General features: G+C 62.3%; 18 protein-coding genes and 1 riboswitch. Of the genes, 9 read left to right on the plus strand and 9 right to left on the minus strand.

The annotated features are described in order from the left end of the window. Positions 1–59: 59 nt before the first annotated feature. The 4 genes from PP4_RS25340 to tkt form a co-directional block, all read right to left on the minus strand. Positions 60–311 carry a hypothetical protein gene (locus PP4_RS25340; protein ID WP_016489511.1) on the minus strand — a complete coding sequence of 84 codons (252 nt, stop codon included), beginning with the start codon at positions 309–311 and terminating at the stop codon, positions 60–62. Next, positions 311–1,474, minus strand: a complete 1,164-nt coding sequence (locus PP4_RS25345; RefSeq protein WP_016501945.1) for a phosphoglycerate kinase — start codon at positions 1,472–1,474, stop codon at positions 311–313. Before PP4_RS25345 ends, PP4_RS25340 begins: the two co-directional genes overlap by 1 nt. Positions 1,475–1,486: 12 nt before the next feature. After that, positions 1,487–2,548 (minus strand): erythrose-4-phosphate dehydrogenase, encoded by a 1,062-nt coding sequence (epd, locus tag PP4_RS25350; protein WP_016501946.1) that lies wholly within the window; start codon positions 2,546–2,548, stop codon positions 1,487–1,489. A 150-nt stretch (positions 2,549–2,698) separates the two neighbouring features. Beyond that, positions 2,699–4,696, minus strand: a complete 1,998-nt coding sequence (gene tkt / locus PP4_RS25355; protein WP_016501947.1) for a transketolase — start codon at positions 4,694–4,696, stop codon at positions 2,699–2,701. Between the two features lie 227 nt (positions 4,697–4,923). Here tkt and PP4_RS25360 point away from each other — a divergent pair, with 227 nt between their 5' ends. The 4 genes from PP4_RS25360 to PP4_RS25375 all read left to right on the plus strand — a co-directional run bounded on the left by PP4_RS25360 (position 4,924) and on the right by PP4_RS25375 (position 9,492). Beyond that, positions 4,924–5,916 (plus strand): ArsR/SmtB family transcription factor, encoded by a 993-nt coding sequence (locus PP4_RS25360; RefSeq protein ID WP_016501948.1) that lies wholly within the window; start codon positions 4,924–4,926, stop codon positions 5,914–5,916. An 18-nt stretch (positions 5,917–5,934) separates the two neighbouring features. Next, positions 5,935–7,125, plus strand: a complete 1,191-nt coding sequence (gene metK / locus PP4_RS25365) for a methionine adenosyltransferase (protein WP_003249375.1) — start codon at positions 5,935–5,937, stop codon at positions 7,123–7,125. Between the two features lie 144 nt (positions 7,126–7,269). Then, complete coding sequence (gene ligB / locus PP4_RS25370) at positions 7,270–8,967, plus strand: NAD-dependent DNA ligase LigB (protein WP_016501949.1); 1,698 nt, start codon at positions 7,270–7,272, stop codon at positions 8,965–8,967. 132 nt (positions 8,968–9,099) lie between these two features. Next, on the plus strand, positions 9,100–9,492 hold the full coding sequence (locus PP4_RS25375; protein ID WP_016501950.1) for a DUF1090 domain-containing protein: 393 nt from the start codon (positions 9,100–9,102) through the stop codon (positions 9,490–9,492). 128 nt (positions 9,493–9,620) lie between these two features. Here the strand turns inward: PP4_RS25375 and PP4_RS25380 are convergent, their stop codons facing one another. Then, positions 9,621–10,067 (minus strand): c-type cytochrome, encoded by a 447-nt coding sequence (locus PP4_RS25380; RefSeq protein ID WP_016501951.1) that lies wholly within the window; start codon positions 10,065–10,067, stop codon positions 9,621–9,623. Between the two features lie 119 nt (positions 10,068–10,186). Here PP4_RS25380 and mltA point away from each other — a divergent pair, with 119 nt between their 5' ends. Then, positions 10,187–11,338, plus strand: coding sequence for a murein transglycosylase A (gene mltA / locus PP4_RS25385; RefSeq protein ID WP_016501952.1), 1,152 nt, complete (start codon positions 10,187–10,189; stop codon positions 11,336–11,338). Positions 11,339–11,447: 109 nt separating this feature from the next. On the opposite strand, the gene PP4_RS25390 is transcribed toward mltA, so the two are convergent. Both PP4_RS25390 and PP4_RS25395 read right to left on the minus strand, forming a co-directional pair. Next, positions 11,448–11,834 (minus strand): MAPEG family protein, encoded by a 387-nt coding sequence (locus tag PP4_RS25390; protein WP_016501953.1) that lies wholly within the window; start codon positions 11,832–11,834, stop codon positions 11,448–11,450. A 26-nt stretch (positions 11,835–11,860) separates the two neighbouring features. Next, a complete protein-coding gene (locus tag PP4_RS25395) occupies positions 11,861–12,694 on the minus strand; it encodes a DMT family transporter (protein WP_016501954.1) in 834 nt (277 codons plus the stop codon). A 282-nt stretch (positions 12,695–12,976) separates the two neighbouring features. Between PP4_RS25395 and PP4_RS25400 the strand changes: the two genes are divergently transcribed. Next, complete coding sequence (locus tag PP4_RS25400) at positions 12,977–14,212, plus strand: cation:proton antiporter (RefSeq protein WP_016501955.1); 1,236 nt, start codon at positions 12,977–12,979, stop codon at positions 14,210–14,212. A 35-nt stretch (positions 14,213–14,247) separates the two neighbouring features. On the opposite strand, the gene PP4_RS25405 is transcribed toward PP4_RS25400, so the two are convergent. Beyond that, positions 14,248–14,649, minus strand: a complete 402-nt coding sequence (locus tag PP4_RS25405; protein WP_016501956.1) for an acyl-CoA thioesterase — start codon at positions 14,647–14,649, stop codon at positions 14,248–14,250. Between the two features lie 178 nt (positions 14,650–14,827). Continuing rightward, positions 14,828–14,924: riboswitch (S-adenosyl-L-homocysteine riboswitch) on the plus strand. A gap of 20 nt (positions 14,925–14,944) precedes the next feature. Between PP4_RS25405 and ahcY the strand changes: the two genes are divergently transcribed. The 3 genes from ahcY (at position 14,945) to PP4_RS25420 (ending at position 18,476) form a co-directional block, all read left to right on the plus strand. Next, positions 14,945–16,354, plus strand: coding sequence for an adenosylhomocysteinase (gene ahcY / locus PP4_RS25410; protein ID WP_016501957.1), 1,410 nt, complete (start codon positions 14,945–14,947; stop codon positions 16,352–16,354). 108 nt (positions 16,355–16,462) lie between these two features. Continuing rightward, positions 16,463–17,308 carry a methylenetetrahydrofolate reductase [NAD(P)H] gene (gene metF, locus PP4_RS25415; protein ID WP_016501958.1) on the plus strand — a complete coding sequence of 282 codons (846 nt, stop codon included), beginning with the start codon at positions 16,463–16,465 and terminating at the stop codon, positions 17,306–17,308. Positions 17,309–17,399: 91 nt separating this feature from the next. Further along, positions 17,400–18,476 carry a hypothetical protein gene (locus tag PP4_RS25420; protein ID WP_016501959.1) on the plus strand — a complete coding sequence of 359 codons (1,077 nt, stop codon included), beginning with the start codon at positions 17,400–17,402 and terminating at the stop codon, positions 18,474–18,476. A 53-nt stretch (positions 18,477–18,529) separates the two neighbouring features. On the opposite strand, the gene PP4_RS25425 is transcribed toward PP4_RS25420, so the two are convergent. After that, complete coding sequence (locus tag PP4_RS25425; protein WP_016497637.1) at positions 18,530–19,483, minus strand: IS110 family transposase; 954 nt, start codon at positions 19,481–19,483, stop codon at positions 18,530–18,532. Positions 19,484–19,689: the final 206 nt, after the last annotated feature.

Raw genomic sequence — 19,689 nt, forward strand, 5'->3', positions numbered from 1 at the left:
CCGCACAGCGGCCCCTTCTTCAAGACCACAAATCAACCTTCAGGTTGCCTATCACCCGATCAAGGGCAACCCGGCGCCTTGCGCTGGTGGTCTTCGTCGTACTTTTCCAGGCCTTCCGGGCCCACGCGCTTGCTGATGACCGGCACGGTTTCGGCCTGCCACTCGGACTGGTAGCAACCACCCTTGGGCGGATGCGCCGGGTCGCCATCCGAGGCCGGGCTGCCAGAGCAGGCGCTCAGCAGGCCAGCCAGCATCATCACAGGCAATTGCTTGACCATCAGGCCACTCCCTTTGCCAAGCGCCGACGTCATCAGGCCTTGGCCCGCTCTTCCAGGATTGCCACCGCTGGCAGGACCTTGCCCTCGACGAACTCGAGGAAAGCACCACCACCGGTAGAAATGTAGGAGATTTGCTCGCTGACGCCATATTTGTCGATGGCTGCCAGGGTGTCACCGCCACCGGCGATGGAGAACGCTGCGCTCTCGGCAATGGCTTTTGCCAGCACCTTGGTGCCGTTGCCGAACTGGTCGAACTCGAACACGCCGACCGGGCCGTTCCACAGGATAGTCTTCGACGACTTCAGCAGCTCGGCGAAGTTGGCTGCAGTTTGCGGGCCGATATCCAGGATCATATCGTCGGCAGCAACATCGGCAATGGCCTTGACGGTAGCTTCGGCGCTCTCGGCAAACTCCTTGGCAACCACCACGTCGACGGGCAGCGGCACGCTGACCTTGGCAGCGATGGCCTTGGCGGTGTCAACCAGGTCAGGCTCGTACAGGGACTTGCCAACCGGGTGACCAGCAGCGGCCAGGAAGGTGTTGGCAATGCCGCCACCAACGATCAGTTGGTCGCAGACCGAGCTCAGGCTGTTCAGTACGTCCAGCTTGGTCGATACCTTGGAACCGGCAACGATGGCTGCCATTGGCTTGGCCGGGGCCTTCAGGGCCTTGCCCAGAGCGTCCAGTTCAGCAGCCAGCAGCGGGCCTGCAGCAGCGACTTTGGCAAACTTGGCTACACCGTGAGTGGAACCTTCGGCGCGGTGGGCGGTGCCGAAGGCGTCCATGACGAACACGTCACACAGGGCAGCGTACTTCTGCGCCAGCTCGTCGGCGTTCTTTTTCTCGCCCTTGTTGAAGCGCACGTTCTCGAACAGCACCAGCTCGCCGGCCTGTACCGCGACACCGTCCAGGTAGTCGGCAACCAGTGGCACGTCACGGCCAAGGGCCTTGCTCAGGTAGTCGGCAACCGGCTTGAGGCTGTTCTCGGCAGAGAATTCGCCTTCGGTCGGGCGGCCCAGGTGCGAGCAGACCATTACCGCCGCGCCCTTCTCCAGGGCCAGCTTGATGGTCGGCAGCGCTGCCAGGATACGCGCGTCGCTGGTTACCACACCGTCCTTCACAGGCACGTTGAGGTCTTCGCGGATCAGTACGCGCTTACCTTGCAGGTCGAGGTCGGTCATCTTCAACACGGTCATGAATGCAGTCCTTCAGGGCTGTTTGTTGCGGGTTGGGTGAACGACGTGCAGAAAGTGTTCGGCAACGTCGAGCATACGGTTGGCAAAACCCCATTCGTTGTCGAACCAGGCCAGCAGGTTCACCAGGCGGGGGCCGGAAACGCGGGTCTGGCTGGCATCGACAATCGCCGAATGCGGGTCATGGTTGAAATCACAGCTGGCGTGCGGCAGCTCGGTGTAGGCCAGCAAGCCTTTCAGCGGGCCTTCCAGCGCGGCCTCGCGCAGCACCCGGTTGACCTCGGCCGCACTGGTGTCGCGGGCGGTCTGCAGGGTGATGTCCAGGCACGAGACGTTGACGGTCGGTACACGTACCGCTTTGGCCTGGATTCGCCCGGCAAGTTCCGGGAGCAGGCGTTCGATGCCACGTGCCAGACCAGTGGACACCGGGATCACCGACTGGAAGGCCGAACGCGTGCGGCGCAGGTCTTCGTGGTGGTAGGCGTCGATCACCGGCTGGTCGTTCATCGCCGAGTGGATGGTGGTGATCTGCACGTACTCGATGCCGAACGCCTGGTCCAGCACACGTAGCAGCGGCACGCCGCAGTTGGTGGTACACGAGGCATTGGACACCAGGCGTTCGCTGCCGGTCAGGCAGGCCTGATTGATACCGTAGACCACCGTGGAGTCAACGTCGGCCTCGCTGGCCATGGGCTGCGAGAACAGCACACGTGGCGCGCCGGCGTCGAGGAAACGCTGGCCATCGGCACGGGTGTTATAGGCACCCGAGCACTCCAGTACCAGGTCGATACCCAGCGAGGCCCAGTCGATGCCTTCGGGGGTGGCACTGCGCATTACCTTCACGCAGTCGCCATTGATATGCAGACAGTCGCCGTCGACTTTCACCTCGCCGGGGAAACGCCCGTGGGTGGAGTCGAAGCGTGTCAGGTATTCCAGGCTGGCCTGGTCGGCCAGGTCGTTCAGCGCGACGATCTCGAAACCGGCCTTCGCCCCCCGCTCGAACAGCGCGCGCAGGACACAGCGGCCGATGCGGCCATAACCGTTGAGTGCAACTTTGTAGGGACGCAGGTGGGACATAGGCAGCTCTTGAACTCCGGCAGTTGAACGGGGCCGCTGCGCGGCCCATTCGCGGCACAAGGCCGCTCCTACAGGGGACGGCGTATGCAATACCCTGTAGGAGCGGCCTTGTGCCGCGAACGAGGGCCAAAGGCCCTCGCCTTCCTTGTATCAGTCTTCCAGCAGCTCTTCGGCAGTACCCAGGATGTTCTCCAGGGTGAAACCGAATTCTTCGAACAGTGCAGAGGCCGGGGCCGACTCACCGTAGGTGGTCATGCCAATGATGCGACCTTCCAGGCCGACGTACTTGTACCAGAAGTCGGCATGGGCGGCTTCGATGGCGATGCGCGCACCCACTTCCAACGGCAGCACGGACTGCTTGTAGGCAGCGTCCTGGGCGTCGAACACGCTAGTGCTTGGCATCGACACGACGCGCACCTTGCGGCCTTGCTCGGTCAGTTTGTCGAACGCCTGAACGGCAAGGCCCACTTCGGAGCCGGTAGCGATCAGGATCAGCTCAGGCTCGCCAGCACAGTCTTTCAGCACGTAACCGCCACGGGCGATGTCAGCGATCTGCTGGGCGTCGCGGTCCTGGTGCTGCAGGTTCTGACGCGAGAAGATCAGCGCCGAAGGGCCATCCTTGCGCTCCAGGGCATGCTTCCAGGAAACCGCCGACTCAACGGCGTCAGCTGGGCGCCAGGTGTCCAGGTTCGGCGTGCTGCGCAGGCTGGCCAGCTGCTCGATCGGCTGGTGAGTCGGGCCGTCTTCGCCCAGGCCGATGGAGTCGTGGGTGTAGACGTGGATCACACGCTGCTTCATCAGGGCAGACATGCGCACGGCGTTGCGGGCGTATTCCATGAACATCAGGAAGGTCGCACCGTAAGGCACCAGGCCACCGTGCAGGGCAACGCCGTTCATGATGGCGGTCATGCCGAACTCGCGCACGCCGTAGTACATGTAGTTGCCATTGGCATCTTCATGGCTGACGCCCTTGCAACCTTTCCACAGGGTCAGGTTGGAGCCGGCCAGGTCGGCCGAGCCGCCCAGCAGTTCCGGCAGCAGCGGGCCGAAGGCGTTCAGGGTGTTCTGGCTGGCCTTGCGGCTGGCAATGGTCTCGCCCTTGGCCGCGACTTCAGCAATATAGGCAGCGGCTTTTTCCGCGAAGTCGGCTGGCAGCTCACCGCTCAGGCGGCGCTTGAGTTCGCCTGCCAGCTCAGGGAAGGCAGCGGCGTAGGCGTCGAAGCGCTTGTTCCACTCGGCTTCGACCTTGGCGCCAGCGTCCTTGGCATCCCACTCGGCATAGATGTCGGCAGGGACTTCGAACGGACCGTGGTTCCAGTTCAGTTCCTTGCGCGCCAGGGCGATTTCGTCGTTGCCCAGCGGAGCACCGTGGCAGTCTTCCTTGCCCTGCTTGTTCGGCGAACCGAAACCGATGATGGTCTTGCAGCAGATCAGGGTCGGGCGATCGCTCTTGCGGGCGGTGTCGATGGCGGTACGGATCTCGTCGGCGTCGTGGCCATTGACGTTGCGGATCACCAGCCAGTTGTAGGACTCGAAACGCTTCGGCGTGTCGTCGGTGAACCAGCCTTCCACTTCACCGTCGATGGAGATGCCGTTGTCGTCATAGAAGGCAACCAGCTTGTTCAGGCCCAGGGTGCCGGCCAGCGAGGCGACTTCGTGGGAGATGCCTTCCATCATGCAGCCGTCGCCCAGGAACACGTAGGTGTTGTGGTCGACGACGTTGTGGCCTTCACGGTTGAACTGGGCGCCCAGTACCTTCTCGGCCAGGGCGAAGCCCACGGCATTGGCCAGGCCTTGGCCCAGCGGGCCGGTGGTGGTCTCCACACCCGGGGTGTAGCCGAACTCCGGGTGGCCCGGGGTACGACTGTGCAGCTGGCGGAACGATTTGAGGTCATCGATGGTGACGTCGTAGCCGGTCAGGTGCAGCAGCGAGTAGATCAGCATCGAGCCGTGGCCGTTGGACAGCACGAAGCGGTCACGGTCGGCGAAACTCGGGTTGCTCGGGTTGTGCTTCAGATAGTCGCGCCAAAGCACTTCGGCGATATCCGCCATGCCCATGGGGGCACCTGGATGGCCGCTGTTGGCCTTTTGCACGGCATCCATGCTGAGTGCACGAATGGCGTTGGCACGTTCACGACGGCTGGGCATCGCTGATCTCCTGGGGGCTTGAATAGGTAGTGTTACGAAAAAGGCGGCCATTTTCGCCCACTGGGGGGGCTTGGGGCAATGACGTATGGTCGCAGTCGGGGGATTTTCCTGTGATTGGCATTCAATTCGGGGCAAAACCGGGTTAACCGTCCCGCCCATCACCCAATATCAAAACTTTTTGATATTGGCCTTGCTAGGGCATCGATGCCTGTCTAGACTGCCGCCCCATGAACCTCCGTGCGCAATCGATACCCGAGCAACGCGAAGCATTGGCCGCCCTGTGCAAAGCCAGTGGCGATGCGCTGCGCCTGAATGTTTTGCGCGCACTGGCCAACGATTCGTTCGGCGTGCTGGAGCTGGCGCAGATCTTCGACATCGGCCAGTCGGGCATGAGCCACCACCTGAAGGTGCTGGCCCAGGCCGAGCTGGTGGCAACCCGCCGCGAAGGTAACGCCATCTTCTATCGCCGTGCCCTGCCCGACGGCCTGCGCCTGGGCGGTCGGCTGCATGCGGCGCTGCTCGATGAAGTCGACGACCTGGTCCTGCCGCCCGATGTGCAGGCGCGGATCGCCCAGGTGCAGCAGCGCCGTGCGGCCACCAGCCAGGACTTCTTCCTGCGCGTTGAAGAAAAGTTTCGCGCCCAGCAAGACCTGATCGCCGGCCTGCCGCAGTACCGCGAAAGCCTGCTTGCGCTACTCGACAAACTGCATTTCGACCCGGCGGCCAGCGCCCTGGAGGTCGGCCCCGGTGATGGCGGCTTCCTCCCCGACCTGGCCCGGCGCTTCGCCCAGGTGACCGCCCTGGACAACAGCCCGACCATGCTCGAACTGGCGCGCCAGGTGTGCCAGCGCGAGGGGCTCGACAACGTGAACCTGCAGTTGGCCGATGCACTGGGTGCAACGGATGTGGCCGCCGACTGCGTTGTGCTGAACATGGTGCTGCACCATTTCAGCGACCCGGCCCTGGCCTTGCGCCAGTTGGCCAAACGGGTGAAGGCAGGCGGTAGTCTGCTGGTCACCGAATTGTGCAGCCATGACCAGGGGTGGGCGCGGGACGCCTGCGGCGACCTGTGGCTTGGCTTTGAACAGGACGACCTGGCCCGCTGGGCCAACGCTGCCGGGCTGGCCCATGGGGACAGCCTGTACGTAGGCTTGCGTAACGGTTTCCAGATCCAGGTCCGCCATTTCCAGCGGACGGCTGGCGACATACACCATCGGTAAATTTCAGGAACCTTCGAGATGAGCGAATACTCCCTTTTCACCTCCGAGTCCGTGTCCGAAGGGCATCCGGACAAGATCGCCGACCAGATTTCGGACGCCGTCCTTGATGCCATCATCGCTCAGGACAAATACGCCCGCGTAGCGTGCGAAACCCTGGTCAAGACCGGTGTCGCCATCATCGCCGGCGAAGTCACCACTTCGGCCTGGGTCGATCTTGAAGACCTGGTGCGCAAGGTCATCATCGACATCGGCTACAACAGCTCGGACGTCGGTTTCGACGGCGCCACCTGCGCCGTGATGAACATCATCGGCAAGCAGTCGGTGGACATCGCCCAGGGCGTGGACCGCTCCAAGCCGGAAGACCAGGGCGCCGGTGACCAGGGCCTGATGTTCGGCTATGCCAGCAACGAAACCGAAGTGCTGATGCCGGCACCGATCTGCTTCTCGCACCGTCTGGTCGAGCGCCAGGCCGAAGCGCGCAAGTCCGGCCTGCTGCCGTGGCTGCGCCCGGATGCCAAGTCGCAGGTCACCTGCCGCTACGAAAACGGCAAGGTAGTCGGTATCGACGCCGTGGTGCTGTCGACCCAGCACAACCCGGAAGTGTCGCAGAAAGACCTGCAAGAAGCCGTGATGGAGCTGATCGTCAAGCACACCCTGCCTGCCGAGCTGCTGCACAAGGGCACCCAGTACCACATCAACCCGACCGGCAACTTCATCATCGGTGGCCCGGTGGGTGACTGTGGCCTGACCGGCCGCAAGATCATCGTCGACTCCTACGGCGGCATGGCCCGCCACGGTGGTGGCGCGTTCTCCGGCAAGGACCCGTCCAAGGTCGACCGTTCCGCTGCCTACGCCGGCCGCTACGTAGCCAAGAACATCGTTGCCGCCGGCCTGGCCGAGCGCTGCGAGATCCAGGTGTCGTACGCCATTGGCGTGGCGCAGCCGACCTCCATCTCGATCAACACCTTCGGCACCGGCAAGGTCTCCGACGACAAGATCATCCAGCTGGTGCGTGAGTGCTTCGACCTGCGTCCGTACGCCATCACCACCATGCTCGACCTGCTGCACCCGATGTACCAGGAAACCGCTGCCTACGGCCACTTCGGCCGTACCCCGCAGCAGAAGACTGTCGGCGACGACACCTTCACCACCTTCACCTGGGAGCGCACCGACCGCGCCCAGTCGCTGCGTGACGCTGCCGGCCTGTAAGTTTCCTGCAGCGCCAGACGAAAGCCCCTGCCGAGCGATTGGCAGGGGCTTTTTTGTGACATATCGGCTGACAATCGCGCGGCGGCAAGCGCCTGCAAACCTGCCTAGGCTGGAGGACTCACCCGCCATGCAAGGATGCTGGCCATGCCTTACCTGCTGCTTGTCCTGCTGTTTGCGCTACACACCCCACTGGCCAGCGCCACCTCATGCCCCGACTGGACCCCGCAACAGGCCGAGGCGGAAGTTGCGCAACTGCGCGCCACGCTTGCCCGATGGGACGAGCACTACCATCGCCAGGGTGCTGCCCTGGTCGCCGATGAACTGTACGACCAAAGCCGCGAGCGGCTGAATCACCTGCAGCAGTGCTTCGCGGTTGGCAGCAGCCCCTCCCCCTTGGCCAGCGCTCGCGGCGCGGTCCCCCACCCCGTGCCGCATACCGGCGTCGACAAGCTGGCAGACCGCCAGGCCGTGGCGCGATGGATGGCCGGCAAGACCGGTGTGTGGGTACAGCCCAAGGTCGACGGTGTTGCAGTTTCCCTCACTTACCAGCAGGGCCGATTGGTACAGCTGACCAGCCGGGGTGACGGTGTACACGGCCATGACTGGAGCCGACACATTCCACAACTCGGCGCAATCACCCGAGAGTTGCCCATGCCGGTAGACCTGCACTTGCAAGGTGAGCTGTATCTGCGCCTGAACGAACACGTACAAGCCAAGGCAGGCAGTGCCAACGCCCGCGGCACCGTGGCCGGGCTGCTCGCACGCAAGCAACTGACCGCCGAGCAAGGGGACACGATCGGCCTGTTTGTGTGGAGCTGGCCGCAGGGCCCCGGGCAACAGGCAGAACGCCTCGCACAGCTGGCACAACTGGGGTTCCCGGACAGCCTGCGTTACAGCATCGCCATCGACACGGCGGAGGACGCAGCACACTGGCGTGAGCACTGGTACCGCTCCCCCCTGCCCTTTGCCACCGACGGTGTGATCCTGCGCCAGGGCAGCCGGCCGCCCGCGCAGCGCTGGCAAGCCAAGGCGCCGTACTGGATCGCGGCCTGGAAATACCCCTATGTGCAAGCCTTGGCCGAGGTGCGCGACGTGCGCTTTAGGGTTGGCCGCACCGGCAGGGTCACGCCCATTGTGCATATGCAGCCGGTAACCCTCGATGACCGGCGTATTTCCCAGGTAAGCCTTGGCTCGCTGGGGCGCTGGCAAGCCTTGGATATCCGCCCCGGCGACCAGGTGGCCATCAGCCTGGCCGGGCTGACCATTCCACGCCTGGACCACGTCGTGCACCGCGCTGTCGAGCGCCAGCCACTGGCCGTGCCTGCACCCGACCAGCATCATGCCCACAGCTGCTGGCAGGCCAGCGAAGGCTGTGAAGAGCAATTCATTGCCCGGCTTACCTGGCTTGGCGGAAAACAAGGCCTGGCCTTGCCGCGTACCGGGCCCGGCACATGGCGCCGGCTGGTCGAAGCGGGCCTGGTAACGTCGATGACCGACTGGCTGCATCTCGATGCCGAGCGCCTGCAGCAGGTACCCGGCATTAGCAGCCTGACGGCGGCACAGCTGCTAAGCAGCTTCGACCAAGCGCGCTCACGCCCTTTCGATCAGTGGCTGCGCGGCATTGGCGCACCCGTCAGCAAGCATCTACGACTGACAGGCGACTGGGCAGAGCTGGCTTCACGCAGTACCGGGCAATGGCAAGCCGTGCCCGGCATCGGCGCAAAACGCTCGCGCCAACTTGTGGATTTCTTCGCGGCTCCTGAGGTGCAGGCCGTTGCTGCACGGTTGGCGAAAACCGGCATAGAGGGGTTCCCCGCGAGCCCACAGCGCATTGAGCAATGATTTTTTACCATTTAGCTCGTAGGAAAAACCCGAGATTAAAGCCGAAAACCTCACCAAGGGTTCCTAAATGGGCAAAACCAAGGCAGGATTTCCACCAACTTTTGCTGCCCCGCCCCGTTCAGGAGGCTTTTCATGAAACGCATTTCGACTCTTTTCCTGCTCGCATCACTGGGTTTGGCTGCGGGAACTGTACAAGCGGCCCAGCCGGACCCAGGCCTGACCGGTTGCGCCGCCAAGCGCAGCGCCATCGAGAACCAGTTGAAAATCGCCCGCGACCACGGCAACAGCGACCAGGTCGCCGGGCTGGAGGAAGCACTGCGTGGCGTGGACAACTGCACCGACGCGAGCCTGCGCAAAGAGCGTGAGCAGAAGGTGCTGGATGCACGTCACGAAGTGGCGCAGCGGGAAAAAGACCTGAAGAAAGCCGAGAAAAAAGGCGACGCGGAGAAGATCAACAAGCGCAAGGACAAGCTTGCCGAATCGCGTAAAGAGTTGCAGGAAGCCGTGGACGATCTGGATCGCTGACAGCGATTTGCGTTGCCCTTACTGGCCTCATCGCCGGCAAGCCAGCTCCAACAGGTATCACACTGCCTTCAATTACTGCGCAGTACCTGTGTGAACTGGCTTGCCGGCGATGAGGCCACAGCAGGCCATCAATGATTACGAAACTCGGTATGGCACGCCTTGCACGCCGCTTCGACCTTATCCATCGGCGCTTTCAGCTGTGCAGCGTCCAGCGGCTGGCTGCGGCTGACATCGACCAGTTCGCCCGTGACGCTTTCCAGCTGCCGGGCCAGGTCATGAAAACGCGCCTGACGCTCCCATACCTCTGCGCGCGCGGCACTGTCACCGCCATCGCGCACCTGCGGAAAGTGCTGCCAGGGTTGATGCGACAGGCTGTCCAGCTTCAGCGCACCGTCGGCAAACTTCAGCCCGTCGAACGGCAACCGGCCACGCAGCATGCCGCCCAGGTCTTCACTGGTCTTGAGCATGTCCTTGAATATCACCTTGCGTTTGCCCAGTGGCGAGTTGGGGTCAACCCGGTCACAACCACTCAGGGCCAGGGCGGCCAGCAGAACAACGGTCAATCGCTTCAACATCACGCTCACTTCGGCCTACGCAAATGGGCGGCCAGTATCGCTGCCCAAGGGCCAAACACCAATAGCCACATAAAAAACAGGGGCGAATTTTCATGTTCGCCCATGACAGGAATGCACACATGACATCTGCCCTGCGCCACCTGGCCTGGACACTCCCAGTGCTGGCTTTGCTGGCCGGCTGCAACGGCGGCGAAAGCGCCAAGCCCGAGCCCCACGCCATCGCCACCTACGCCCCGGCCACCTGGAAAGACCTGCCCGCAGTCAGCGACGAAGACCTGCTGGCCGGTTTCTACGCCTGGCGCAGCGGCTGTGAGAAGCTCAAGCGCGACCCGGTGTGGGCCGCCACCTGCGAAGCTGCCGGCAGCGACACGGCGAGCGCTGCCCAGGTGCGTACCTTCCTTGAGCAGAATCTGCAGGTTTATGGCCTGCGCTCCGCCGAGAACAATGCCAACGGCCTGATTACCGGTTACTACGAGCCGGTCTACCCCGGCAGCCTGAGCCAATCAGCCACCAACCATGTGGCGGTTTACGGCCCCCCGGATGACATGATCGTGGTCGACCTGGCCAGCGTCTACCCCGAGCTGAAGGGCAAGCGCCTGCGTGGTCGGCTCGATGGCCGGGTACTCAAACCATACGACACTGCCGAAGTGATCAACCGTAACGGCGTCAAGGCACCGGTGCTGGCCTGGCTGACCGACCCGATGGACCTGCAATTCCTGCAGATCCAGGGTTCGGGCCGGGTACAACTGGAAGACGGCCGTCAGCTGCGCCTGGGCTACGCCGACCAGAACGGCCACCCCTACAGGCCGATCGGCCGCTGGCTGGTGGAACAGGGCCAGCTGAAAAAAGAAGAAGTGAGCATGGGTGCGATTCATGCCTGGGCCCAGGCCAACCCACAGCGCGTACCAGAACTGCTGGCCAGCAACCCCAGCTACGTGTTCTTCAGCACCCGCCCGGACAGCAACGAAGGCCCGCGCGGTTCGTTGAACGTACCGCTGACAGCGGGCTACAGCGTGGCCATCGACCGCAAGGTGATTCCGCTGGGCAGCCTGTTGTGGCTTTCCACCACGCGCCCGGACGGCTCGCCAGTGGTGCGCCCGGTGGGTGCGCAGGACACTGGTGGCGCGATTGCGGGTGAAGTGCGTGCCGACCTGTTCTGGGGCACCGGGCCGGAAGCCGGCGAGCTGGCGGGGAACATGAAGCAGCAGGGGCAGATCTGGATGCTCTGGCCTAAAGGCCAGCCGCTACCTGAGGTACCTAAGGTACCTTGATCGGCGGTGGATTCTTCGCGGGCTTGCCCGCTCCCACAGGTACACCACAGCCCTTGAATACTGTGGTGCCTGTGGGAGCGGGCAAGCCCGCGAAGAAGGCAACGCGGTTTCAGATGGAAACCACGAAGAACGACACGATAATTGCCAACCCGGCAAACCACACCAGCGAGCGCAAGGCCGCCCAATCGGCCAGGTAGCAGATGATGTAAAGCAAGCGGCTGGTGATGTACATCACCCCCAGCACATCCTGCGTCACCTGCTCGGCATTACCGACGATATCCGCCACCAGCACCGCAGCCGCAAACGCCGGGAATGCCTCGTAGCCATTCTGCTGCGCCGCATGGGCACGCCGTGGCAAGCCCGACAAGGTATCAAGGAAGGCTCGCGGGTCGTGATTGTCCTTGAGGCCGAACCGGCCGCTGGCCACCTTGGCGATCAAGGCACAAAGCGGGTTAAGCAGCAGCGCGATCAGGATGCACCACAGGGCAACGGTCATGCTCAGACTCCTTGTTCGATAATGGGTTAGAGCTTCATCACCAGCATGCCTGCGAGGACCAGCCCGCAAGCTAGGAGTCTCGGCCCGCCAAAAGGTTCTTTGAGGTAGCGCATACCCAGCAGCACCACCAGAATCACGCTCAACTCCCGCAATGCGGCCGCCTCGGCCACTGACCCCAGGTGCATGGCCCACAACACCAGGGCATAACTGAACAATACGCAGAACCCCACCGCCAGCCCCAGGCGCCATTGCGTTCGCCAGAACAGGACGAACGGTGCCCGCCGCGCCACGCTGGCCAGCAGCGGGAATTGCCAGGCACTGAGCAATGTCAGCCATACCAGGTAATCCCACGGTTTACCCCACAAGCGCACGGCCTGGCCGTCGAACCAGGTGTAGCAGCCGATGCACAGGCCGATCAGGGCCACCACCGGCAGCATCGACCAAGGCAGCCGGTCACCGCCGCCGCCCTGCCACAACAGGCAGGCCATGCCACACGGGATCAGCAGGATGCCGATGATCTGCTGCTGGCTCAGCGACTCCCCGGCAAAGGCCAGCGTCAGCCCCAGCACCACCAGCGGCGACAGCCCGCGCATCAGAGGATAGACCAGCCCCAGGTCGCCCACGCGGTAGGCCTTGATCAGCAGGTAGCGGTACAACTGCTCGGCCAGCGCCGAGGCTATCAGCCAAGGCCATATCTCAGCCGGCGGCACATCGACGAAGGCCACAGCCAGCACTGCGAACACCAGCGCCACCGTGTCCATGCTGGCGATCACCAGCAAGCGCTCGCCGCTGAATTTGATCAGGGTATTCCAGGTCGCATGCAGCAGGGCGGCGACCAGCACCAGGGATGTTGCCAACACGCCTTCTTGTCCTTATGGCTGATTATGGCTGTGAATATATAGCGTTCAGGGGGGCTTTGTGGGAGCGGGCATGCCCGCGAAGAATGCAACTCGGTGTATGGCACCGGCTGTGCCGGTGTTCGCGGGCACGCCCGCTCCCACAGGGTATCCAGTGCAGACTGTTACGGGAACGATTTGGACTAATTGGGTCAAACTCTGTGTCCCGAACCCCGCGCCAGGTCATCAAAGAACTGCCCGAGCCATTCGGGTAACGACTTGGAAGCCACTGTCACAGGATTCGGGATGCTTGAATTAGTTGCCGCGTTTATCTGCCTCACCACCCTCCTCACCTATGTAAATTACCGCTTCATCGGCCTGCCCCCCGCCATTGGCGTGATGGTCACGGCGTTGCTGTTCTCCCTGATGCTGCAGGGCCTGAGCCTGATCGGCTTCCCTGGCCTGGAAGAACGCGTCGAAGGGCTGATGAACCAGATCGATTTCAACGACCTGCTGATGCACTGGATGCTGGCGTTCCTGCTGTTTGCCGGCGCACTGCACGTGAACCTCAGCGATCTGCGCAGTTACCGCTGGCCGATCGGTTTGCTCGCGACAATCGGGGTGCTGATTGCCACCGTGGTCATCGGTTACCTGTCGCACTGGGTATTCGCGATGTTCGGCTGGCAAGTGCCACTGATCTACTGCCTGCTGTTCGGTGCGCTGATCTCGCCTACCGACCCGATTGCCGTGCTGGGCGCGCTGCGTACCGCCAACGCCTCCAAACCGCTGAAAACCACCATCGTCGGCGAGTCACTGTTCAACGATGGCACCGCGGTGGTGGTGTTCACCGTATTGCTGGGCATCATCCAGCTGGGTGAAACGCCGAGCATGACCGACACGGCGATCCTGTTCGCCCGCGAGGCCATCGGCGGCGTGGTGTTTGGTGGCCTGATCGGCTACGCCACCTACCGCATGATCAAGAGCGTCGAGCAGTACCAGGTGGAAGTCATGCTGACACTGGCGCTGGTCATCGGCGGCTCGGCCATGTGCTACGAGCTGCACGTCTCGGCGCCGATCGCCATGGTGGTGGCCGGCCTGATCATCGGCAACCTGGGGCGCAACCTGGCGATGAACGACATGACCCGTCGCTACATGGACGGTTTTTGGGAGCTGATCGATGACATGCTCAACGCCCTGCTGTTCGCGCTGATCGGCCTTGAGCTGCTGCTGTTGCCGTTCAACTGGATGCACCTGGCGGCCGGCAGTGTGCTGGCGCTGGCGGTGCTGCTGTCGAGGCTGCTGACCGTGGCCCCGGCCATTGTGTTGCTGCGCCGCTGGCGCCCGGTGCCCAAAGGCACGGTGCGGGTGCTGACCTGGGGCGGCCTGCGTGGCGGGGTGTCGGTGGCACTGGCGCTGTCGCTGCCACTGGGCGCGGAGCGTGACCTGCTGCTGTCGATCACCTACATCGTGGTGTTGTCGTCGATCCTGGTGCAGGGCTTGAGCATCGGGCGGGTGGTGCGCAAGGTCAGCGCCCAGCCGTAAGATTTTCGGGGCCGCTTTGCGGCCCCAAAAAATCGTCACTCGACTGCCGAATCCGGGAACTGGTCCTGGACATACTTGATCTCGGTGCGCCCGTGCGCTGCCGGCAAGCCGTCTTCACCGAGATTGACGAACACCATCTTGTCGACGGTCAGAATGCTCTTGCGGGTGATCTTGTTGCGCACTTCGCACTTGAGGGTGATCGAGGTGCGGCCGAACTCTGTGGCAGTGATGCCCAGCTCGATGATGTCACCCTGGCGCGAAGCGCTGACGAAGTTGATTTCCGATATGTATTTGGTCACGACGCGCTGGTTGCCCAGCTGGACGATGGCGTAAATGGCCGCCTCTTCGTCGATCCAGCGCAACAGGCTGCCACCGAACAGGGTGCCATTGGGGTTGAGGTCTTCGGGTTTAACCCACTTGCGGGTGTGAAAGTTCATCTGTACTCCTGACCTGCTTGGCTAACGTGTAGCAATGATGGCAGAGCGGCCGCCATCGCTCCATTGAACATCGACTATCGTCTCGATTAATCGACAGAAAACCTTGGGCAAGTGGCCGCGCGCGGCTATAATCTGCGCCGTTTCACATGGTCGCCCACTGCGGCGCCATGCCCGCCACCTGTCCGAGGGGCGCTGCAGCAGGCTAGGCCTGTCAGGCTCGGATGGGGCGTTGCTCGCTCTCGCGGGCGCTTAACGCACAACGGCGCCCATTCGCACACTACGAATGGAGGCTCTCATGAGCGCTGTAAACACGCCTGCTGGTTTTACCGATTTCAAAGTCGCTGACATCTCCCTGGCCGCTTGGGGCCGTCGCGAAACCATCATCGCCGAATCGGAAATGCCAGCCCTGATGGGCCTGCGTCGCAAGTACCTGACCGAGCAACCGCTCAAGGGTGCGAAGATCCTGGGCTGCATCCACATGACCATCCAGACCGCCGTGCTGATCGAAACCCTGGTAGCCCTGGGTGCCGAAGTGCGCTGGTCGTCCTGCAACATCTTCTCGACTCAAGACCAGGCTGCCGCGTCCATCGCCGCCGCCGGCATCCCGGTATTCGCCTGGAAAGGTGAAACCGAAGAAGAGTACGAGTGGTGCCTGGAGCAGACCATCCTGAAAGATGGCCAGCCATGGGACGCCAACATGATCCTCGACGACGGCGGCGACCTGACCGAGCTGCTGCACAAGAAGTACCCCCAGGTACTGGACCGCGTGCACGGTGTAACCGAAGAGACCACCACTGGCGTACACCGCCTGCTGGACATGCTGGCCAAAGGCGAGCTGAAAGTCCCGGCGATCAACGTCAACGACTCGGTCACCAAGAGCAAGAACGACAACAAGTACGGCTGCCGTCACAGCCTGAACGACGCCATCAAGCGTGGTACCGACCACCTGCTGTCGGGCAAGCAAGCCCTGGTGATCGGCTACGGTGACGTGGGCAAGGGCTCGGCCCAGTCCCTGCGTCAGGAAGGCATGATCGTCAAGGTCACCGAAGTTGACCCGATCTGCGCCATGCAGGCCTGCATGGACGGCTTCGAGCTGGTCTCGCCGTTCATCGACGGTATCAACGACGGCACCGAAGCCAGCATCGACAAGGCCCTGCTGGGCAAGATCGACCTGATCGTCACCACCACCGGTAACGTCAACGTCTGCGATGCCAACATGCTCAAGGCCCTGAAGAAGCGTGCCGTGGTCTGCAACATCGGCCACTTCGACAATGAGATCGACACCGCCTTCATGCGCAAGAACTGGGCCTGGGAAGAGGTCAAGCCGCAGGTACACAAGATCCACCGTACCGGCGCTGGCAGCTTCGACCCGCAGAACGACGACTACCTGATCCTGCTGGCCGAAGGCCGCCTGGTCAACCTGGGTAACGCCACTGGCCACCCAAGCCGCATCATGGACGGTTCGTTCGCCAACCAGGTGCTGGCACAGATCTTCCTGTTCGAGCAGAAGTACGCCGACCTGTCGGCCGAGAAGAAAGCCGAGCGCCTGACTGTTGAAGTACTGCCGAAGAAACTCGACGAAGAAGTGGCCCTGGAAATGGTCCGCGGCTTCGGCGGCGTGGTTACCAAGCTGACCAAGCAGCAAGCCGACTACATCGGCGTGACCGTCGAAGGCCCGTTCAAGCCGCACGCCTACCGCTACTAAGTAGTCGCAGGCAACGCTTCGCAACGATGCCCAAGCCAGGCCGGCCCACACCGCCCTGGCTTTTACTTGCAGCCTGCCGCTTGAAGCAGGCTGCTTGAGGAACGAGTAATGTCACAAGAACGCCGCTACAGTTTCGAGTTCTTCCCGACCAAGACCGACGCCGGTCACGAAAAGCTGATGGGCGTCGCCCGCCAGCTGGCCACCTACAACCCGGACTTCTTCTCCTGCACCTACGGTGCCGGTGGCTCGACCCGCGACCGCACGCTGAACACCGTGCTGCAGCTGGAAAGCGAAGTGAAGGTACCCGCCGCACCGCACCTGTCGTGCGTGGGCGACTCCAAGGACGACTTGCGCGCCCTGCTGGCGGAATACAAGGCTGCCGGCATCAAGCGCATCGTCGCCCTGCGTGGCGACCTGCCATCGGGCATGGGCATGGCCAGTGGCGAACTACGCTACGCCAGCGACCTGGTCGAGTTCATCCGCCAGGAAACCGCTGACCACTTCCACCTGGAAGTGGCCGCCTACCCGGAAATGCACCCACAGGCGCGCAATTTCGAAACCGACCTGGCCAACTTCGTGCACAAGGTCAAGGCTGGCGCCGACAGCGCCATCACCCAGTACTTCTTCAACGCCGACAGCTACTTCTACTTCGTCGAGCGCGCACAGAAGCTGGGCGTGGACATCCCGGTGGTACCCGGCATCATGCCGATCACCAACTACAGCAAGCTGGCGCGCTTCTCCGACGCTTGTGGCGCCGAGATCCCGCGCTGGATCCGCAAGCAGCTGGAAGCCTATGCCGACGACACCGCCAGCATCCAGGCATTTGGCGAAGAAGTGATTACCCGCATGTGCGAACAGCTGCTGCAAGGCGGCGCACCGGGCCTGCACTTCTACACCTTGAACCAGGCCGAGCCAAGCCTGGCGATCTGGAACAACCTGAAGCTGCCGCGCTGAAACTTTTTGGCAAAGTCTGCTTAAGAAATGATTAAGGCTTTGGTCATAGACTAAAGCCTTATTCATTTCCGGGTTACAGGTCTTGCCAGCCATGCAGCATCCCCAGCCATCGCGCCCACAACTTGTCTACCTGGCTTTTGGTCCGGCAACCTACCATCAGGAAGCCTGCTTCAGCATCGTCAGCGCCCTCGCCCACCTGGGCCCGGCAGCAGGCGAAGCCATGGACATCCAGGTATACACCGACAACCCGCAGCCCTACGCCAGGCTGCCCGTCACGGTCCACTTGCTGGACGAAGCCACGCGCCAGGCATGGAACGCCCCACACGGTTATCATTTTCGCAGCAAGCATGTGCTGCTGCGCCAAGTGCTGCAGCAACACCCGCTGGCCGTGCTGATCGACACCGACACCTTCTTCCGCACATCGCCGCTGCAGCTGTTCGCCCGGGTGGCCCCTGGCAAGCTGCTGTGCAATGCCATCGGCCCACGCTATGGTGCGAACCAGAAGTGCCTGCTGTACAAGAACCTGCTGTCCATACTGCAAGCCCGGGGCCTGGCCGACTGCCAGATGCCACTGGTCAATTCTGGGGTAATCGGCCTCACAGCCGCGGACGCCAGCATCCTGGACCGTTCCATCGACCTGATGGACGAGTTCCACCCGCTGGCGCGCGAGGCGTACACACTCGAAGAGTTCTGCCTGGCGGTGGCGGCCTACCGCAAACTGGAGCTGGCCGAGTGCACCGATGTCATTCACCACTACTGGAGCCGCAAGGCGCAGTTCCGCGCCAAGATCCAGGCCTGGTTGCGCAAGCACGGCCATGACCCGCTGAGCCAGGCGGCGCTGGCCGACGTCGCCTTGGTCAATGACCAGCTACCACGGCCGCCAGCCCTGCACCGCCTGGGCTACAAGGCGCTGAGCCTGACCCTGCCGCGCCACGAACGCCAGTTTGCCCGCGAGCTGCTGTATGGGTGCTACCCCTACCCCAACGAATTCGACCTCGCCTGCGCGCCGGCCTGGTGGGACAAAGCCCTGGAAAACCTCAATGCCCGTCATGGCCAGGTGCAGCCCGAGCAACTGCGCCAGTGCTTGCGCCACCCGGGGTTGCGCCTGTCGTTGGGCGAACGGCGCAAAGAGATCGAGGTGCATCTGCTGAGAACCTCGCAAGGCTGATACGCCCGCAACCCCATTGCCTTACACCATCCCTGTGGGAGATTCTATGGTTTTCAGCAAGGCGCTTTCCCACCCTTGGTGACATATTCGTCCTGATTCTTCATCAGGGCGAATGCCACTCGTGCAAGCTTCCTGGCCAGGATTACCAACGCCTGGGTTGTTGCTTTACCCGCATTGCGATGCTGTTCGTAGAGCCCTTTCCAAGTGGCCGTCCGGCTGGCTGACATCGCCGCGTTATGCAGCAGGCGACGGATTTCTGAGCAGCCTCGCTTGGTAAGGCGACGACGTCCATTCTTCTGCCCAGAATCAATCACTCGTAGATCCATTCCCAGGAATGCAATGTACGAATCACTGCTCTTGAACTCGCCCCGCATAAAAGCCATTACCAAGGCAGTGGCCGTGAGAAACCCAATACCCTCTACCGCCTGGCAGCGAGCAACTTGCTCGTGCAGCCCTGCTTCGCGCAGCACTTCTTTAATTTTCTTTTGGATCAACAAATCCAGCCGGTCTATCGATTTTACAAAGGTTGTGAAGGCGGCTTTCAAAAGGGCTTCATTAGCCCAGCTCTGGGTCATCGCCGTGCGGGCAGTCACCAAGGCCGCTCGGCGTCGCAGAAGGCTCTGAAGCTTGCCGTAGACGGCGGGAGGGGGAGTCCAAGGGCGGAGGTCTTCCCCCTCGTTTCTCAAAAATCGGGACAACAACCGAGCATCAGTGGGGTCCGTTTTTACCCGCACACCCACGCTTTTGCGGTAGTTGCTCAGTTGGAATCCATCAATGACATAGACCTCGAAACCCAGGCTATGGGCCAGCTCAACCAAGTCCAGGTGGTAAACATTGGTCGCCTCAACAGCAATTGCCGTGTTGAGAGGCTGTTGCTTCAGCCATTTCTTGATTTCCGGTTTGGTATTTTTCACCTTGATGATCTCGTCGCGATCATCGTGATGAATCACTAATTCTGCTTTCGCGACATCCGCACCCACGATCAATTTGCCAACCTGCATTGCCACGGGAGCCTCCTCACGTTATGGTTTTTTGGCTTGAAGGGGTTTCACCAAGAGGCGCTGGCTTGCTTCTATCGTCGTTTGCAAACGATGCATTCTTTATCGGCGCTTTGGTGGAAGGGGTGGGGCGATGTCTCCCACGGTCTGTACTGCTGTGAACAGTCAGAATCGGGCATTTAGTCCCACCACCCCTTCAAGTCTAACCATACAAG

Source organism: Pseudomonas putida NBRC 14164 (assembly GCF_000412675.1).
Taxonomy (GTDB): Bacteria; Pseudomonadota; Gammaproteobacteria; order Pseudomonadales; family Pseudomonadaceae; genus Aquipseudomonas; species Aquipseudomonas putida.

Coding starts and splice junctions, on each gene's coding strand:
- PP4_RS25340 (WP_016489511.1), bottom strand. CDS start 311: ATGACGTCGGCGCTTGGCAAAGGGAGTGGCCTGATGGTCAAGCAATTG.
- PP4_RS25345 (WP_016501945.1), bottom strand. CDS start 1,474: ATGACCGTGTTGAAGATGACCGACCTCGACCTGCAAGGTAAGCGCGTA.
- epd (WP_016501946.1), bottom strand. CDS start 2,548: ATGTCCCACCTGCGTCCCTACAAAGTTGCACTCAACGGTTATGGCCGC.
- tkt (WP_016501947.1), bottom strand. CDS start 4,696: ATGCCCAGCCGTCGTGAACGTGCCAACGCCATTCGTGCACTCAGCATG.
- PP4_RS25360 (WP_016501948.1), top strand. CDS start 4,924: ATGAACCTCCGTGCGCAATCGATACCCGAGCAACGCGAAGCATTGGCC.
- metK (WP_003249375.1), top strand. CDS start 5,935: ATGAGCGAATACTCCCTTTTCACCTCCGAGTCCGTGTCCGAAGGGCAT.
- ligB (WP_016501949.1), top strand. CDS start 7,270: ATGCCTTACCTGCTGCTTGTCCTGCTGTTTGCGCTACACACCCCACTG.
- PP4_RS25375 (WP_016501950.1), top strand. CDS start 9,100: ATGAAACGCATTTCGACTCTTTTCCTGCTCGCATCACTGGGTTTGGCT.
- PP4_RS25380 (WP_016501951.1), bottom strand. CDS start 10,067: ATGTTGAAGCGATTGACCGTTGTTCTGCTGGCCGCCCTGGCCCTGAGT.
- mltA (WP_016501952.1), top strand. CDS start 10,187: ATGACATCTGCCCTGCGCCACCTGGCCTGGACACTCCCAGTGCTGGCT.
- PP4_RS25390 (WP_016501953.1), bottom strand. CDS start 11,834: ATGACCGTTGCCCTGTGGTGCATCCTGATCGCGCTGCTGCTTAACCCG.
- PP4_RS25400 (WP_016501955.1), top strand. CDS start 12,977: ATGCTTGAATTAGTTGCCGCGTTTATCTGCCTCACCACCCTCCTCACC.
- PP4_RS25405 (WP_016501956.1), bottom strand. CDS start 14,649: ATGAACTTTCACACCCGCAAGTGGGTTAAACCCGAAGACCTCAACCCC.
- ahcY (WP_016501957.1), top strand. CDS start 14,945: ATGAGCGCTGTAAACACGCCTGCTGGTTTTACCGATTTCAAAGTCGCT.
- metF (WP_016501958.1), top strand. CDS start 16,463: ATGTCACAAGAACGCCGCTACAGTTTCGAGTTCTTCCCGACCAAGACC.
- PP4_RS25420 (WP_016501959.1), top strand. CDS start 17,400: ATGCAGCATCCCCAGCCATCGCGCCCACAACTTGTCTACCTGGCTTTT.